This is a genomic window from Thermoanaerobaculia bacterium (genome assembly GCA_018057705.1).
Classification (GTDB): domain Bacteria; phylum Acidobacteriota; class Thermoanaerobaculia; order Multivoradales; family JAGPDF01; genus JAGPDF01.
On sequence record JAGPDF010000014.1, the window covers coordinates 68051 to 84262 of the forward strand.

Genomic DNA, 16212 nt, shown 5'->3' on the forward strand with positions numbered 1-16212 from the left:
CGGCGCCTTTTCGAGCCCGAGGACTCCGGCACTTCTGGAGGTCATCATGCGCTCTGGATCCTCTGTAGCTGGTTACCTGTCGGTCTTCGCCGCGCTGGCCCTGGCCCTCGGTGGAGCGGGAGCGGCTCGTGCCGCGGAGGAGTGCCTCGAGTGCCACAGTACGGTCGACAACGTCGGCGAGGAGCGTCTGGTCGTCGACGAGACGAGGTGGACGGCGACCGTGCACGGCGCGGCCGGGGCGAGCTGCGCCGATTGTCACGCCGGGAAGGCCGAGTATCCGCACGCCGCCGACGAGCCGCGCGCGGCCTGCACGAACTGCCACAGTGACGCCGAGGAGGCGCTCGCCGCGAGCGTCCACCACAAGGCCGACCCGGCGGGAGCCAAGCGGCCCGACTGCCTGAGCTGCCACGGCGAGCTGCATAGGATGGCTCCGGTCTCCGACGAAGCCTCCCTGGTGCATCCCAAGCGGCTCGCCCAGACCTGCGGCAAGTGCCATGCGGACCCCGAGCTGGGGGCCCAGGCGGGGGTCAAGCTGGTGCAGCCACTCGCGGCCTACGAGGCGAGCGTGCACGCCGGTGGCGTCGCCCGCGGTGAGCACGCTGCGACCTGCAGCGACTGCCACGGCAGCCATGGCATCCTGCCGGCCGACGACGCGCAGTCGCAGGTGAACCGCAAGAACGTTCCCGCGACCTGCGCCGCCTGCCATGCCGACGTCGCCAAGGCGTACGGCGAGAGCGTCCACGGCGTTGCGGCGGCGGCGGGAATCGGCGAGTCGCCGGTCTGCACCGACTGCCACGGCGAGCACCGCATCCTCGGGCCGGGCGACCAGGGCTCGCCGGTCTACGCCTCGAACGTCCCCAAGATGACCTGCGGGCGCTGCCACGGCGACCTGCGCGTGACCGAGAAGTTCGGCATGAAGAACACGGCGGTCGAGGCGTTCGACGACAGCTTCCACGGTCTTGCCGGACGATCGGGCGACATCAAGGTGGCCAACTGCGCCTCCTGCCACGGCGTGCACGACATCCTGCCGTCGAGCGATCCGCGTTCGCACATCCACCCGGACAGGATCGCCGCCACCTGCGGCAGCTGCCATCCCGGCGCCGGCGCGAGCTTCGCGATCGGCGCCGTACACGTGCTGCCGGGCGACAAGGAGGAGAGCCATCCGTCGGTCTACTGGACGCGGATCGTCTACCTCTGGCTGATCGGTCTGACCATCGGCGGGATGCTCCTTCACAACGGCCTCGACTTCTACCGCAAGGCGAGGGGCGCCCGCTTCCTGCGCAATCTGCCGCTTCTCGACGACGCGCCGGTGCGGATGAGCGGCTGGTTCCGGATCTCGCACGGGCTCCTCGCCTCGAGCTTCATCGTGCTGGTCTATTCGGGCTTCGCCTTGAAATACCCGGAGGCCTGGTGGTCGCGCCTCGCGACCTTCGGCAATCCTCTGGTCGACCTGCGCGGCGGCATCCATCGGATCGCCGGCGTGATCATGCTCGGAGTCGGCGTGATGCACGTCGTGCACCTCTTCCTGTCGCGCGGCGCGCGCGCCTGCATCAGCGCGATGGTGCGGCCGGGGATGGCCGATATCCACGAGCTCAAGGAGAAGGTCGCCTATCTCGCCGGCCGCCACCCGGAGCCGCCCGAGACCCCGTGGGTCGGCTACCCCGAGAAGATGGAGTACCTGGCGGTCGTCTGGGGCACCTTCGTCATGGGCGCCACCGGCTTCATCCTCTGGTTCCCGGACATCGTCCTGCGGGTCGCGCCGAAGTGGGTGACCGACCTCGCGACGGTGATCCACCTCTACGAGGCGATCCTCGCGGCACTCGCCATCCTGGTCTGGCACTTCTACCTGGTGATCTTCGACCCGATGGTCTACCCGCTCGACACCGCGGCGATCGACGGCCGCCAGACCCCCGGCCGCGCCTGGGAACGCCGGAACGCCAAGGTGCCGGGCAAGAGCGACAAGGCGTAGCGCCTCCGCAAGTCCAGGATGCGTTTCGCTTCGCTTCCCGCATCCTACGGGCTCGCCAATGCGAATGCCGTTCGGGAAAACCGTGCCTGTCCCTCTTTTTTCGCCCGCTCCGCGGCCCCTCGTCTACCTCAGGGCTTCACGCCCGTGTGGCACTCGTAGCAGCCGGTCGACTGCCACTCGTCTCCGATGTCTTCCGGGTGCTCGAAGGGGAGGCCGTCCTGGGTGGCCGCGATGGCGGCGCGCTCGCCGCTGCCCTGGGTGAGGATGGTGTGGCAGGCGGTGCACTCGCGGGTCAGTGCGACGCCATCTTCCGAGGCGTGGTTGCCGTCGTGGCAGCGCATGCAGCCGGGGCTGGTGAAGTGGCCGATGTTGACCGGGTAAGCGGCCCAGTTCGCCTTCATCGCCGGGAAGATGTTCTGGCTGTAGGCGTTCTGGGTGGCGACGACCGCGCGATCGATCGCCACCTGGTGCCTGGCATACTCCTCCGGACGATCCTTGCGGTAGCCGTCGGTGATCCGGGAAGCGATCTGCTGCATCGCCTCGTCCTTGGTCGCATACTCCGCGGCCATCGCCTCGACCGCGGCGGCCTTGATGCCGGGAATCGCCGGGTCGATTTCGCGCGTCAGCATCGCTTCGTTGATCGCAACCTCCGGCGACCGGAAGATGTGGCTCGGCCGGTTGTGGCAGTCCATGCAGTCCATCACTCGCGGCTCGGCAGCGGTGACTTCGGCATCGGTGATCGGATCCGTCGAGTCCTTGTAAACGGTGACGCGGCCGGTCTTGCGATCCGTGACGCGGATCCAGGGGATCTCCTGCCGCTCCTCGTCGCGCGCGATGTACTCCACCTTGACGCCGATGTTCATGTGCCAGTGGATGCCCGCGGCCTGACCGGATGCGGGGTCACCGCCGCCGACCTTGATCAGCATGTTGACCGGCCAGTGGGTGTTCGCCTCGTCGTACATGTAGTGATTGAACTGGCGGGTCACGCCGCCGTAGATGTGCTCGGGCCAGTGGCACTGCTCGCAGGTATCCTGCGCCGGGCGCAGGCTGTGAACCGGGGTCGGAATCGGGCGCGGGTACTTGTTCGCTGCCACGGAGTAGATCTGGTAAGCGCCCGAGAGCTTCGACTTGACGAACCAGCCGGCGCCCTCGCCGACGTGGCACTGGGCGCAGGCAACGCGCGCGTGCGGACTGTTCTGGTAAGTCGTGTACTCGGGCTCCATCACCTCGTGGCAGGTGACGCCGCAGAACTCGACCGACTCGCTGTGGTGGTAGGCGCCGTAGCTGCCCATCGCGGAGAGGACGAGGAAGACCAGGGTGCTGATGGAGAAGATCAGGACCGCGTGGCGGTGTTTGACGTTGTTCAGGTCGAGGATCGGGAAGCGGGCCGCCTGGGGGGCGCCTTCACGCTTCCAGAGGCGGGCCGTCCTCCACATGCCCAGAGGCACCAGGAGGAGGCCGGTGATCATGATCCCCGGCAGGACCATGTAGAGGAAGATGCCGAAGTACGGGTTCGACCCGGTTTCGATGAACAGGCTCGAGGCGAGCAGCAGCACCAGCGTCAACGCCGAAATCAGCGCCAGGGCCATGCCGAGGGCGCTGATCCAGTTGTAGGCCAGCCGGGGAACTCTCATCTTCATCATGGTCTCTCCTGCGGAAGCATAGACGCAGCCTGGGTCCAAAGGAACTTACCCGTGGGAGCCAGGGCCGGGTCGGAAGTGCGCAGCCTACCGGGATCGCTGTAGGCTTGCCCCGCCTGAAAGGGCGAGGCGATGCGAGCGAACCCCGGGAATGTGCCGCCACCAGCCGCCGCCTCCCCTGGCAGCGCTCCCACCCTGCCTCATGTCGTCGTTCTGGGAGGTGGATTCGGCGGGATTGCGACCGCGCGCGCCCTGGCCCGGGCCCCCGTCCGGATCACCCTCATCGACCGCAAGAACCACCACCTCTTCCAGCCGCTGCTCTATCAGGTGGCGACCGCCGGACTCGCGCCGGGCGACATTGCGGCGTCGATCCGGCAGATCTTCCGGAGGCAAAAGAATGTCACGGTGGCGATGGCCGAGATCCAGGGGGTGGATCCCATCCATCGCCAGGTCCATCTCGCCGTGCCGGAGCGCGGCGACGTCTTCGTCGGCTACGACTTCCTGGTGGTCGCGACCGGTGTCGGCCCGAGCTACTTCGGGCATGACGAGTTCGCGCCCTTCGCGCCTTGTCTGAAGACCATCGAAGACGCCACCGCGGTGCGCGCCGCGGTGCTCGGGGCCTTCGAGCGCGCCGAGCTCCAGGTCTCTCCCGCCGACCGTACCGACCTCCTGACGTTCGTCCTGGTCGGGGCCGGTCCCACCGGAGTCGAGATGGCTGGCGCCCTCGTCGAACTGGCGCGCGCCACGCTGGCCGAGGATTTTCGCCGCATCGATCCCCGGCGCTCGCGCATTGTTCTCGTCGAGGCCGGACCGCGGATCCTGCCGACCTTTCACCAGCACCTCGCGGCGGGGGTCCATCGCCGGCTGGAGCAAATGGGTGTCGAGGTCCGATGTGGCGCGCCGGTCGAGCTCGTCGACGGCCGCGGCGTCCGCATTGGCGGCGAGAGAATCGACGCCGGAGTCGTGCTGTGGACGGCGGGAGTGCAGCCGTCACCCGCCGCCTCCTGGCTGGGCGCGACGGCGGATCGCGCGGGCCGGGTTCGGGTCGAGGCGGACCTGTCGCTACCCGGGCGCCCAGAGGTCTTCGTGATCGGCGACGTCGCAGCCAAGGAGCAGGACGGCCGGCAGCTTCCCGGAGTCGCACAGGTCGCCATCCAGGGCGGGCAGCATGCCGGCCGGACGATCGCAGCGCGCGTCTCCGCACGCCGGGCGCCCGGTTCGTTTCGCTACTTCAACAAGGGGGACATGGCGGTCGTCGGCCGCAACTTCGCCATCCTGGAACGGGGTGGCTGGCGTGTCGCCGGCCTTTTCGCCTGGCTCGCCTGGGCGTTCGTGCACGTCGTCTCGCTGGCGCTGTTCAACAACAAGCTGATCGTCTTCACCCAGTGGCTTTGGTCCTACTTCACCTTCGAGCGCGGCTCGCGCCTGATCACGGTCGCGCCTTCATCTGCTCCCCCTTCACCGCCAGCGCCTCCCGGTGGAGGAGGGCCCTCTTCCTCTCGACCCCCCAGCGATAGCCGGTGAGCGCGCCGTCCCTGCCCACGACGCGGTGGCAGGGGACGACCAGAGCCACCGGGTTCGCCGCGCAGGCGCCGGCGACCGCGCGGACCGCCTTCGGCCGTCCAATGGCACGCGCCAACTCGCCGTAGCTCACCGTCTCGCCGCGCGGAATCTGCTGCAGCGCCTGCCAGACCCGGGCCTGGAAAGGGGTCGCCTGGATGTCGAGCGGCGGTGCGGTCGACTCGCCCCGGAGCAGTGCTTCGACGGCCTCGAAATGGGGCGCCAGCGCGGCGCGATCCTCTTCCAGCTGCGCGCGGGGGAACTCCGCTGCGAGCTCGCCCTGCACCGCGGCGGCGCTCGCGCCGAGGCGCACCGCGCACAGCCCGCGGTCGGTGGCGGCGAGCAACAGCCAGCCGATTCCCGTCTTGCGGTGGGCGAAGGCGATCCGCACTCCGCGCCCGCCGTCGCGGAAGCGGCCGGGCGTCATCCCGAGGTTCTTCACCGCCTCGTCGTAGAGACGTGACGCCGAGCCGTAGCCGGCCTCGAAGCCGGCGTCGAGCACCGACCGGCCGGTGCCGAGGCCGCGCCGCAGGCGCTCGGCGCGGTGGGCGAGCGCGTACTGCTTGGGCGAGAGGCCCATGCGGCGCCGAAATTCGCGCTGCAGGTGCGCCGGAGAGAGTGCGACCGCGGAGGCGAGCTCGGCGAGTGCGACCGCTTCGCCCTCTGCGGCGTCGAGGATCCGGCGGACCTCGGCGACGGCGCGCTCGATCGCCGGCACCTCGTCCGGACGGCAGCGCCGGCAGGCGCGGAAGCCGGCGGCGCGCGCGGCGGCCCCGTCGGCGAAGAAGTCGACATTCTCGGGCCGCGGACGTCGCGCCGGACAGGACGGCCGGCAGTAGACGCCAGTCGTCCTCACCGCGAACACGAAGCTGCCGTCCTCGGCAGCGTCGCGTTGGAGAACCGCGCGCCAGCGCGCGGTGGCGAGATCTTCGTCGGCGCTGCTTCTTTTTCCGTAAAGGGGCATTGGAGCTTCGGCCACAGGGGTGCCGACCTCGAGCGTTCCCGACATCGGCGACGTTAGCATTTCAGGCGCCTTTGGTCGCGAAGCGGCTGCGGCAGTCAGTGCGGTGTGCGAGGCGAGATCGGGCACGGTCGGCTCCATGTCGTAAGGGCGTTGAAAAGGGGTCCCTTTACCGAGAAGAAACGTAGCGGATCGCGACGCGGCGGGACTACCGGTTTCTTGTGGTCAAACCGAACCGTCACGGGCGCGCGTGTTAGCCTTCGCAGGCCAATGAAAACCGTTCGAATCGCCAATGGGCAGGGGTTCTGGGGAGACAGTGTCGACGCGCCGCTCCACCTCATCGAGGGGGGGCCGATCGACTATCTCGGCATGGACTACCTCGCCGAAGTCACGCTCTCGATCATGATGCGGCAGAAGCTCAGGAATCCTGCCGCCGGCTACGCCACCGATTTCATCGACTTCATCCGACGCGCGCTGCCGCAACTGGTGGAGAAGCGGATCCGGGTGGTCACCAACGCCGGCGGCCTCAACCCGAAGGCCTGCCGGGCGAAGATCTTCGAGGTCGCGCGGGAGCTCGGTCTTCAGGGCTTCAAGGTCGGCGTCGTCGAAGGCGACGACCTGCTGGGCCGGCTGCCGGATCTGCTGGGGCGCGGCCACGAGCTGCGCAACATGGACTCGGGAGAGCCGCTCGCGCCACGAGTCTCCCAGGTCACCTCCGCCAACGCCTACATCGGCGCCCGTCCGGTCGCCGAGGCGCTGGACGGAGGGGCGCTCATCGTGCTCTGCGGCCGGGTCACCGACACGGCTCTGGCGCTCGGTCCCCTGGTGCACGAGTTCGGTTGGGCGGAGGACGACTGGGACCGCCTCGCCGCGGGGACGATCTGCGGGCATATCCTCGAATGCGGCGCGCAGGCGACCGGCGGCAACTTCACCCGCTGGTGGGAGGTCCCCGAACTCTGGAAGGTCGGCTATCCGATCGCCGAGGTCGAGGCCTCGGGCGACTTCGTCGTGACCAAGCACCCCGCTACCGGCGGAATGGTGACGGTCGACACCGTCTCCGAGCAGCTGGTCTACGAGATGGGCGATCCGAAGAGCTACATCACGCCCGATGTCACTGCCGATTTCACCTCGATCCGGCTGACGCAGGAGGGCGCCGATCGAGTTCGCGTCTCCGGCATCACCGGCCGGGCGAAGACGCCGTTTCTCAAGATCTCGGCCTCGTACCTCGACGGCTACAAGGCGGCTGGCCAGGTCACGGTCTCCGGCCCGCGTGCCATCGAAAAAGCACGCCTCGCAGCGGAGATCGTCTGGAAGCGCCTCGAGCGCGCCGGCGTCACCTTCGCGGAGGACGACCGGGTGACCGAGTTGCTCGGCGTCTCCGCGGTCCTCCCGGGCATCCTCGCCGCGCCCTCCGATCCGCCGGAGGTCGTGTTGCGCCTCGCGGTGCGCGACGGCGACCGCGCCAAGGTTGATCGTTTCGGCAAGGAGATCGCCCCGCTCGTCACCGCCGGACCGCCGGGTGTCACGGGCTTCGCCGGTGGCCGTCCGAAGGGTCAGGAGGTCGTCGCCTACTGGCCGGCGCTCCTCGCGCGCGAGGAGATCGAGCGCACCCTCGAAGTCTCGGTGGAGGCGATCTGATGGCCAGGATGGCAATCGTCCCGCTTTCGCGCATCGCCCACGCCCGCTCCGGGGACAAGGGGGATGCCTCCAACGTCGGCCTGGTGGCGCTCTCGGCGGCCTTCTACGAGGTCCTCGTGCGCGAGGTGACCGTCGAACGCGTGCGCCGCCACTTCGCGGCGATCTGCCGCGGCGAGGTCGAGCGCTTCGAAGTTCCCAACCTCCTGGCGCTCAACTTCCTGCTCCACGACGCGTTGGGCGGCGGTGGCACGGCGAGCCTGCTGACCGACGCCCAGGGCAAGACCCACGGCCAGGGAATGCTCGAAATGGAGATCGAGGTCCCCGGGGAGCTGTTGTGAGCCTTCTCGAGGTTCGGCGCTCGGGGGTCGCCGGTACGGCCGGTCCCGCTGACCAGAGCGGCGATCTCCTCTTCGTCACCCTCAACGATCCGGCGCGAGCCAACGCCCTTCAACCGGCCCTCGCCGCCGAGCTCACAGCGCTCTACCGCCGCGACCTGCGCGGCGAAGGCGTGCGTGCGGTCCTGCTCGCGGGTGCCGGGAAGCACTTCTGCGCCGGCGCCGATCTCGAACACCTGCAATCGCTCCAGAGTGCCTCGGGGCTCGACAACCGGCTCGACTCCGGGCGCCTGCGGGATCTCTTCGAAGCCATCCTCCGGCAAGAGGCGCTGACTCTCGCGCTCGTGCAAGGCTCGTGCGTCGCCGGTGGTTGCGGCCTCGCGACCGCGTGCGACTTCGTGGTTGCTGCCGACGATGCTCGCTTCCTCTACAGCGAAGTGCGGATCGGCTTCGTCGCCGCGATCGTCGCCACCTATCTGCCGATGCGCGTGCGCGGCAGCGACCTCCGGGAGCTGCTGCTCAACCCGGAGTTCCTCTCCGCCGAACGCGCCCTCGCCATCGGCCTGGCGAATCGCGTCGTGCCGAAGGCCGAGCTCGCGGCCGCCGGCGAGAGGCTGGCCGGCGAGATCCTCGCCAAGGCGAGCTCGGAGTCGATCGCGCGCACCAAGCGACTGCTCCTCGAGCTGCCCGGACTGAGGCTGGACGAGCGCCTCGCCGCCGCCGCGGAGGCGAACGCCGCGGCGCGCTCGACCGCCGACTGCCAGCGCGGCATCGCCACCTTCCTCGCGGAGAAGAAGACTCCCGACTGGCGTGGTGTCGCATGAGGCACGCTCTCGAGATTGCTCCGGGGCGGGTCGCTTGAAGCTCCTGCTGTTCGACATCGACGGCACGCTGGTGGACTGCGGCGGGCAGCCGAAGCCGCTCTTCGGAGAGGCGCTGGAGGAGATCTACGGCGCGCGTGGCGATCTGCCCGGCTACGACTTCTCGGGCAAGACCGACCCGCGCATCGTCGTGGATCTGATGACCGCGGCGGGTATACCGGCCCCGGTGATCTACGAGCGCATGTCGGAGCTGCGGGACGCCTACCTCGGCAGGCTGGCGGCGCGCCTCGAGCCGGAACACGTGCGCATCCTGCCCGGGGTGGTGGAGCTCCTGACGGTGCTCGCGGAGCGCGAGGAGATCGTGCTCGCGCTGCTCACCGGCAACTGGGAGCGCGGCGCCGGCATCAAGCTGGGCAGTGTCGGACTGCAGCGCTTCTTCGAGTTCGGCAGCTTCGGTGACGGCCAGACCGACCGTCGCGATCTGCCGCCGGTCGCCTGGGCACGCGCCGCCGAGCACTGTGGGCGCGACTTTCTTCCCGAGGAGACCTGGATCATCGGCGATTCGCTGCTCGACGTGGACTGCGCCCGTGCGCACGGCATCCCGTGCCTCGCCGTGGCGACCGGGCGCACGGAGTTCGCGGCGCTCGCCGCCGCCGGTGCCGAACGTGTGATCACCGACCTGACACCGGCCGACGAGATCGTCGCGGCGCTGCTCGCGTGAGCGCACAGGGCCCCCTTTCGCCGCCGTCGGCCGAAGCTCTCGCGGCCGATCTCGCCGCGTTACGGGAGGGAGCGGCGGTCGTCGAGCGCGCCGCGGACCTGCTCGAGCTCACGGGGCCCGACCGCCTGCGGCTGCTCAACGGACTGGTCACGGCGGATGTCAAAACCCTCGCCCCGGGAACTCTCGCGAGAGGTTTCTTCACCACCGGGCAGGGGAAGATCCTTGCCGACTTTCGCCTCCTGGCCCTCGAGGAGCGCTGCGTGCTGGTCCTTCCTGTGGGTTCCGGCGAGGCGATCCGGGTCCATCTCGAGAAATACAAGGTCGCCTCGCGGGTGGAGATGGCCCCGGTCAGGGATCGCCGCCTCTTCGAGCTGCGCGGACCGAAGGCCGGCGAGGTCATGGCGGCGGCAACCGGGCTCCTCGCCGCGGAGATCGACCTGACGATCGACGCGCCAAGCGGCCGTTCTTTTCTTTTACCGGAAGCTTCTACGTCCGGCGAGATGCTGATGCTTCGGTTGCGCGCCGGAACGGATTGCGCGCTCCGAGAGGTGAGCCCTGCGGCGGTCGAGATCGACCGCGTCGAGAACGGTGAGCTCCTCTTCGGCGTCGATTTCTCGGGTGAGAACTTCCCGCAGGAGACCGGCCGCGAGGCCGACGTGTCCTACACCAAAGGCTGCTACCTCGGGCAAGAGGTGGTGGCGCGGATCCATTACCGCGGCGGCGTCCAGCGCCTGCCGCGCGGCCTGCGCTTCGGCGCCGGCAGACCGCCGGCCGCCGGAACCGAGCTTCTCCTCGACGGGCGCGCCGTCGGCCGGGCGACGAGTGTCGCCTCCTCGCCGGACTTCGGTGCGATCGGGCTCGGATTGCTGCACCAGCGCGGCGCCGCGCCGGGAACACTGCTGGAGGTCGCCGGGGGCGGCGGGAGCGACGCGGCGGCCGTGGCCGAGGTGGTGGAGCTGCCCTTCGGACCGGCGCAAAAAGACGAGGCCGGCTGAGGCCGGCTACGGTCCTGCCAGGTCGGTCTCCAGGCAGCCGTCAGACGGCGAACGACGAGCCGCAGCCGCAGGTGCCGGTGGCCTTCGGGTTGTTGAACTTGAACCCGGCGCCGTTCATGCCGAAGACGTAGTCGATGACGACGTCTTCGAGATAGCGCGCGCTCACCGGATCGACGAAGACGCGGAGGCCGTCGACCTCGAAGCTCTCGTCGGTCTCGCGCGCCTCCTGCTCGAAGTCGAGGGCGTACTGGAAGCCGCTGCAGCCGCCGCCCATCACGGCAACGCGCAGGCCGTAGGACTCGTCCATCCCCTCCTGGGAACGGGTGAGCTTGATCATCTCGACCGCCTTGGCGGTGAGGACGACGATCGGGGCCGGGGTCGCGGCATTGGACTCAGGGGACTCAGGGGACTCGGGAGTGCTCGGATCGGGCTGCGGGATCGGCTGGGTATCGAGGCTCATCGGAGGTGCTCCTTTCAGGTTCCTTAACCGGATGGGGCGGCCCTTTGTTCCAGGACCGCGGCCGCCGTGACCGCGATTCTAGTCCAGCCGCTATCATTCGGAGGTGCTCCGCGCCCTGCTCTTCGACTTCAACGGCATTCTGGTCAACGACGAACCGCTGCATCTCGCTCTCTTTCAGCGGGTCCTGGCCGAAGAGGGGCTCGACCTTTCGCGCGACGACTACTACGGCCTCTACCTCGGCTACGACGACCGGGACTGCTTCGCGGCGGTGTTCGCGGCTGCAGGAGAGCCCTGTCCCCAGGAGCGTCTCGTACGCCTGATCGCGCGCAAGGCGGCCTACTACCGGGACGAGATCCGGCGCGCGGGCTATCCGCTTTTCGCCGGCGGCGCCGAGCTGGCCCGCGAAGCGGCCGCGGCCGGCCTCACTCTGGCTCTGGTGAGCGGTGCCCTGCGGGAAGAGGTCGTCGGGGGCCTCGAGCAGGCGGGTATCGCCGGGCTCTTCAAGCTGCTGGTGACCGCCGACGACGTCGAGCGCGGCAAGCCCGACCCGGAAGGCTACGCACAAGCCCTCGCGGCCCTGAACGCCCGTCCGCCGCTGCCGGCGCGCCTGATCCACCCCCACGAGTGCGTGGCGATCGAGGACAGCCCGGCGGGACTCGCGGCCGCGGCGGCCTGCGGCCTGCGGACCCTCGGCGTGGCGCACACCTATCCCGCGGCAGCGCTCGCGGGCGCCGACACCGTCATCGAGAGACTGGACGGTTTCCGGCTGAAGGATCTCGCAGCCTGTTTTGTCGAAGGCTGAGCCGGCGGACCCGCGCCGGCGGTCGTCTCAATTGATCGGAACGCGGTTCGCGAAGCCCTCTTCGTACCCGTGGAAGTGCGCCAGGCTCGCTTCCGGGTAGCGCCAGCAGTAGTAGCCATCGCCGCAGTCCCAGTCCACCAGCCAGAGGCCCTTGACGGCCAGTCCGAGACCTTCGATCTCCCGGCTCCACTGCTCGACGATCGCCTGATGGGAGGTCTCGAGCTCCTCCCGGTGGGTGGAACCGGCCTCCGTGTTCTCGATCTCGCGAGCGAGTGCCTCGACCTGCTGGACGGCGTCCGCGGTCAGGTCGCGGACGACCGGGAAGATCGCCAGGGCCTCTTCGTAGCTCCAGTGTCGGGGAGTCTTCAGTCGCACCGCCATATGCCAACTTTAGCATCGCGGCAACATTGCTCCGGCCGCTCGCGCTCGATATCTTGGCGCCCATGGATGGCGGCAACGGTCGTATCGAAGTGATCGCCGGCGGGATGTTCTCCGGCAAGAGTGAAGAGCTGGTGCGGCGCTTGCGACGGGCGGCGATCGCCCGGCAGCGCGTTCAGGTCTTCAAGCCCTCGACCGACATCCGGCACGAGCCCGACCGGCTGATCACTCGTGACCAGCGGGAGCTTGCGGCGGTATCGGTCGCGAGCTCCCGGGAGCTCAAGGCGGCGCTCGAGTTCGGGGTGAAGGTCGTGGGGGTGGACGAGGCACAGTTCTTCGACGATGGCCTCGCCGATCTCGCCACCGAGCTCGCCGACGCCGGCGTTCGGGTGATCGTTGCCGGACTCGATCAGGATTTCTCGCGCCAGCCGTTCGGGCCGATGCCGAAGCTCCTGGCGTTGGCCGAGATGGTCGACAAGATGCACGCCGTCTGCGTGCGCTGCGGCGGCCCGGCGCACTACAGCCAGCGGATCGCCGGCGGCGCCGAGCAGGTCCAGGTCGGCGACACCGACGCCTACGAAGCCCGCTGCCGGGCCTGCTACCAGATCTACCGCGCCTGAGAGGCGGCCGCGAGGGCCCGGCGCGGCGGAGTCGTCCACCCGTCGCCGCGCCGTCACGGCACCGACGCCAGGCCGGTGGCGAACTGCCATAGGCTTGTCTCGCGCCGCCTTGCTGTCGCTGCGGAGGCGCCGTTCTTTGGAGGAATTCTCTGTGCCCCGCACTCGCCCCGCCCGCCGCCGTGCCGCCCTGCTCTTCCTGTTCGTGCTTCCTGCCGCCGGACTCCTCCTGCTGGCTGCGCCTCTCGACGCGGCTTCGCCGGAGTCCGCCGGGGATCTCGCCGGGGAGCCCATCGGCGGGGCAGCGCCAGCACCGGACCCCGTCGTCGCAGAGGTCCTCCGCTTGCTCGAGTCGGGGATCGGCGAACCGGTCGTGCTGCGCTGGCTCGCCGAGGAGAGCCGGCCGCCGGGGCGCCCGACCGCAGACGAGCTGATCGCTCTCAAGCGGGCTGGCGCTACGGACGACCTGATCGCGGCGCTGCTCGATCGCGCCGCCCGGGTCGACGCACCCACCGCGGTCGTGCCCGTTGCCGCGCCGACGCCCGCTTCGAAGTCCGATACCGCGCCCTCCCAGGCCACGCCGGCTTCGGCGACGGCTCCTGCGGCGGCTCCTGCGGCCGCGCCGACTCCGGCGCCGGAGGCGCCTCAGGGGCGGGCTGCGGCTTTGGCGCCGGCGGCCCATCCGGCCGCCACTCCCCCGGCGGCTATCGAGCCCGAGGCCCACGGGACCGTTTCCCTTGCGCTCTCGGCGCTCTACGTCCACTGGCCCGAGGAGGGCGAGCCCTGGGATCTCGTCGTCTATCTCGACGGAGAGCCTTTCGCTCCCCTCCCGGCCGCCCTCACCGAAAGGAGCGCCGAGCGGCGCCAGGCCCGCCGCGACGTCGCCCCGGGCCTCCACGTGCTGCGCTGGTCCCAGGAACGCCACGGTGAGCGGGCGGGCGAGCGGGGTCTTCACGCCGCGCGCTTCGACCCCGAGTCGCTCCCCTTCACCCTGGCGGCCGGCACGAACGCCGAGGTTGCTTTCGAGTTCCGCGACCCTTCGGGCATCCCGTTCACGACCGCCGCGGGACCGATCACCGTCCGCGTCGCGCAAGGGGGCAAGGAGATCGCCGCCCGCGTCGAGGGGGGCGGCGACGCGGCGCGCTGGCCCGATCTCTGCGAGGAGATCGAGGCGAATGTCGAAGGCGGCAAACCGTCCTTCCAGGAGCGCCAGCTGCTGAAGCGCTGCCTGCGCTGGGCCGACCTCTGGAGCGCCCTGCCGCCGGGGTCCGTGCCCGACCGCAGCGCAGTCCGGCGGCTTCTCACGACGCCCTGAAGCCGGGACCCGCCCCCAGGGCATTCGGCTCCGCTCCGGTATGCTGATCGGCGTTGCAACGCGGACCATGAGAATCGAACCTGGCGCCATCACGGTAGCGCTCGGCCGGCTTCGCGGCGGCGAGGCGGCGGCCCTGGACGAGCTCGTCGAGCTGCTGTATCGCGACCTGCGTCTCGCCGCTCATCGGCAGCGCGGCAAGCTGGGCCGGGCGGCCGGCTTCGACACCACCGCGCTGGTCAGCGAGGCCTATATCCGCCTGGCGAAGGCCGAGGCCCTGCCGCTCGCCGATCGTGAGCATTTTCTCGCGGTCGCCAGCCGCGCCATGCGCCAGGTGCTGATCGACGAGCTGCGGCGCCGGCGGCGACAGCGGCGCGGCGGGGGGATGGATCCGGTGACACTCGGGGCCGCCGAGGAGGCGGTGGTGACCGGCACCTCGCCCGAAGCGCTCCTCGACCTCGACGACGCCCTGGTCGAGCTCGAGGAGATCGAGCCGCGGCTGGTGCGCGTGCTCGAGTGCCGCGTCTTCGGCGGCATGAGCGAGGAGGAGATCGGCGTCGCGCTCGGTATCTCCTGGCGCACCGTCCACCGTGACTGGGTGAAGGCCCGCGGCTGGCTCGCTCTCAAGCTCTCGCCGCAGGCGATCTGACGTCGCGAGAATGGCATCCGGTCAGGGCGCAGCGCTCGACCACCGGGTAGTTCCCGCCGATTCGAAGCCGTCGTGGAAGATGTCCGGGCGCCACTCGTCGGCGCCGAGGTCATAGGGGCCGATGACGCCCGTCACAGTGGGGTCGTCCCAGCCGCGCGGCTGATTGTCGATGTCGTCGTCCCCGGGAGTGTAGGAGAAGGTGTCGCAGTAGTCCGCAGCGATCGAGCCGCGCTTCAATCGATAGTCGAACGGGACCGAGCTCTGGAAGAGGAACGTGGGATCGGTCACCGTGGTCAACAGGGTCCCGCCGGCGGGAAACGAGGCCTGCTCGCGGGTGATGACACAGTCGATGGCGGTGGCGAAGGCGGGCGAGTGGAAGGTCTGGTCCGCCTGCACAATGCTCGAGAGCAGGCGGAAGGTCGCCCCGCTCGTCGTCCAAAAGACGTCGGAGAATTCGGTTGGCTCGACGATGGTCGAGAACGCGATCGTCGCCGACCCGACGACGTAGAAGCGGCTCACGTCGTCGAAAACCGAGGAATCGTTGGAGAAGATCTCGCAACCCTCGATCACCAGCGTGCCGAACACGATCGCGACGGCACCGATCCCGTCCGAGGCTCGGTTAAAACTGATCTCGGTCTGTCGAATCGTCGCCGAGGATCCGGTGGTCACGTTGATCGCACCGGCGCCGGCGCTCCCGCCGGAGTTCGATTGCAGCAAGGAGCACTTCCGCCCGTTCGAGCAGGTAGCAGGGTCGACATCCATGATGAAGGTCGCTCCGCCGGCCACGACGACGCCTCCACCGGTGACTTCGCTGTGGTTGACCTCGATTGTGGCGTTGCGGGCCATGGCGGTCGTCCCGATGCCCTGCAGATAGAGGCCTCCGCCGTCCAACCCGGCCCGGTTGCTGCGCATCGCGCCGAGATCGCCCGGTCCCTGACTCGCCAACAGGACCGACGAGCCACCGGTGGCGTAGATTCCGCCGCCGTCCCCGGAGGTGACGTTGAGATGAATCCAGCCGCGGATTTCGAGCGTGCAGCCCTGGGCGAAGATGCCACCGCCGAAGTTGCCGGACTTGTTCTCCTGCAGGACCGAGCTGCCGTCGACCAGGACAGTACCGCCGCCCGCGCAATAGATGCCTCCGCCGGAGCCTTGGGCCTCCCCCAGCTCGATCGTCGAGCGGATCAGGGCGAGGGTGGCGTCGCCGCCCATCCACACGTTGCCCCCGTCTTCGCCGAGCGGCGCCTGGCCGTCGGTGAGGACCGAATCGATGAGAAGGGCCTGGACGTCGCCTGCGAGTCGCAGTGCGCGTTTGGCGCTCACGCCCATTTCGATGGTGATCCTCTCGAGCGAGAGG

16 protein-coding genes are annotated in these 16212 nt (G+C 69.5%); 11 read left to right on the forward strand and 5 right to left on the reverse strand.

From position 1 onward, the window contains the following. The first annotated feature begins 46 nt into the window (after nucleotides 1-46). Nucleotides 47-1969, forward strand: a complete 1923-nt coding sequence (locus KBI44_06775) for a cytochrome b/b6 domain-containing protein (protein MBP9144169.1) — start codon at nucleotides 47-49, stop codon at nucleotides 1967-1969. A gap of 128 nt (nucleotides 1970-2097) precedes the next feature. Here the strand turns inward: KBI44_06775 and KBI44_06780 are convergent, their stop codons facing one another. Then, nucleotides 2098-3612 carry a NapC/NirT family cytochrome c gene (locus KBI44_06780; GenBank protein MBP9144170.1) on the reverse strand — a complete coding sequence of 505 codons (1515 nt, stop codon included), beginning with the start codon at nucleotides 3610-3612 and terminating at the stop codon, nucleotides 2098-2100. 129 nt (nucleotides 3613-3741) lie between these two features. Between KBI44_06780 and KBI44_06785 the strand changes: the two genes are divergently transcribed. Further along, complete coding sequence (locus tag KBI44_06785) at nucleotides 3742-5133, forward strand: NAD(P)/FAD-dependent oxidoreductase (GenBank protein MBP9144171.1); 1392 nt, start codon at nucleotides 3742-3744, stop codon at nucleotides 5131-5133. Here the strand turns inward: KBI44_06785 and ada are convergent. Then, nucleotides 5039-6133: a bifunctional DNA-binding transcriptional regulator/O6-methylguanine-DNA methyltransferase Ada gene (gene ada, locus KBI44_06790; GenBank protein MBP9144172.1), complete on the reverse strand. Its 1095-nt coding sequence runs from the start codon at nucleotides 6131-6133 to the stop codon at nucleotides 5039-5041. The genes KBI44_06785 and ada overlap by 95 nt on opposite strands. A 267-nt stretch (nucleotides 6134-6400) precedes the next feature. Between ada and KBI44_06795 the strand changes: the two genes are divergently transcribed. Genes KBI44_06795 through KBI44_06815 form a run of 5 tightly spaced genes read left to right on the forward strand, consistent with a single transcriptional unit; the run spans nucleotide 6401 to nucleotide 10640 of the window. Further along, nucleotides 6401-7768, forward strand: a complete 1368-nt coding sequence (locus tag KBI44_06795; GenBank protein MBP9144173.1) for a DUF1446 domain-containing protein — start codon at nucleotides 6401-6403, stop codon at nucleotides 7766-7768. 8 nt (nucleotides 7769-7776) lie between these two features. Further along, nucleotides 7777-8106: a hypothetical protein gene (locus KBI44_06800; GenBank protein MBP9144174.1), complete on the forward strand. Its 330-nt coding sequence runs from the start codon at nucleotides 7777-7779 to the stop codon at nucleotides 8104-8106. Continuing rightward, nucleotides 8103-8927: an enoyl-CoA hydratase/isomerase family protein gene (locus KBI44_06805; protein ID MBP9144175.1), complete on the forward strand. Its 825-nt coding sequence runs from the start codon at nucleotides 8103-8105 to the stop codon at nucleotides 8925-8927. The genes KBI44_06800 and KBI44_06805 overlap by 4 nt, the downstream gene beginning before the upstream one ends. Before the next feature lie 34 nt (nucleotides 8928-8961). Next, nucleotides 8962-9645, forward strand: coding sequence for an HAD hydrolase-like protein (locus KBI44_06810; GenBank protein MBP9144176.1), 684 nt, complete (start codon nucleotides 8962-8964; stop codon nucleotides 9643-9645). Continuing rightward, nucleotides 9642-10640, forward strand: a complete 999-nt coding sequence (locus KBI44_06815; GenBank protein ID MBP9144177.1) for a folate-binding protein YgfZ — start codon at nucleotides 9642-9644, stop codon at nucleotides 10638-10640. Before KBI44_06810 ends, KBI44_06815 begins: the two co-directional genes overlap by 4 nt. Nucleotides 10641-10680: 40 nt before the next feature. Here KBI44_06815 and KBI44_06820 read toward each other — a convergent pair whose 3' ends face one another. Then, nucleotides 10681-11007: an iron-sulfur cluster assembly accessory protein gene (locus KBI44_06820; GenBank protein ID MBP9144178.1), complete on the reverse strand. Its 327-nt coding sequence runs from the start codon at nucleotides 11005-11007 to the stop codon at nucleotides 10681-10683. Between the two features lie 196 nt (nucleotides 11008-11203). Here KBI44_06820 and KBI44_06825 point away from each other — a divergent pair, with 196 nt between their 5' ends. Beyond that, complete coding sequence (locus KBI44_06825) at nucleotides 11204-11902, forward strand: HAD family phosphatase (GenBank protein ID MBP9144179.1); 699 nt, start codon at nucleotides 11204-11206, stop codon at nucleotides 11900-11902. A gap of 27 nt (nucleotides 11903-11929) precedes the next feature. Here the strand turns inward: KBI44_06825 and KBI44_06830 are convergent, their stop codons facing one another. Next, complete coding sequence (locus KBI44_06830; protein ID MBP9144180.1) at nucleotides 11930-12277, reverse strand: DUF2203 family protein; 348 nt, start codon at nucleotides 12275-12277, stop codon at nucleotides 11930-11932. A gap of 68 nt (nucleotides 12278-12345) precedes the next feature. Here KBI44_06830 and KBI44_06835 point away from each other — a divergent pair, with 68 nt between their 5' ends. From KBI44_06835 to KBI44_06845, 3 genes are all read left to right on the forward strand, one after another. Beyond that, nucleotides 12346-12900 (forward strand): thymidine kinase, encoded by a 555-nt coding sequence (locus KBI44_06835; protein ID MBP9144181.1) that lies wholly within the window; start codon nucleotides 12346-12348, stop codon nucleotides 12898-12900. A gap of 151 nt (nucleotides 12901-13051) precedes the next feature. Continuing rightward, nucleotides 13052-14212, forward strand: coding sequence for a hypothetical protein (locus KBI44_06840; GenBank protein MBP9144182.1), 1161 nt, complete (start codon nucleotides 13052-13054; stop codon nucleotides 14210-14212). 67 nt (nucleotides 14213-14279) lie between these two features. After that, complete coding sequence (locus KBI44_06845) at nucleotides 14280-14858, forward strand: sigma-70 family RNA polymerase sigma factor (GenBank protein MBP9144183.1); 579 nt, start codon at nucleotides 14280-14282, stop codon at nucleotides 14856-14858. 21 nt (nucleotides 14859-14879) lie between these two features. Here KBI44_06845 and KBI44_06850 read toward each other — a convergent pair. Then, nucleotides 14880-16212 (reverse strand): hypothetical protein (locus tag KBI44_06850; GenBank protein ID MBP9144184.1); only part of this gene is annotated, 1333 nt, incomplete at its 5' end.

Coding starts and splice junctions, on each gene's coding strand:
- KBI44_06835 (MBP9144181.1), top strand. CDS start 12,346: ATGGATGGCGGCAACGGTCGTATCGAAGTGATCGCCGGCGGGATGTTC.
- KBI44_06780 (MBP9144170.1), bottom strand. CDS start 3,612: ATGATGAAGATGAGAGTTCCCCGGCTGGCCTACAACTGGATCAGCGCC.
- KBI44_06775 (MBP9144169.1), top strand. CDS start 47: ATGCGCTCTGGATCCTCTGTAGCTGGTTACCTGTCGGTCTTCGCCGCG.
- KBI44_06785 (MBP9144171.1), top strand. CDS start 3,742: ATGCGAGCGAACCCCGGGAATGTGCCGCCACCAGCCGCCGCCTCCCCT.
- KBI44_06800 (MBP9144174.1), top strand. CDS start 7,777: ATGGCAATCGTCCCGCTTTCGCGCATCGCCCACGCCCGCTCCGGGGAC.
- KBI44_06845 (MBP9144183.1), top strand. CDS start 14,280: ATGAGAATCGAACCTGGCGCCATCACGGTAGCGCTCGGCCGGCTTCGC.
- KBI44_06795 (MBP9144173.1), top strand. CDS start 6,401: ATGAAAACCGTTCGAATCGCCAATGGGCAGGGGTTCTGGGGAGACAGT.
- ada (MBP9144172.1), bottom strand. CDS start 6,133: ATGCCCCTTTACGGAAAAAGAAGCAGCGCCGACGAAGATCTCGCCACC.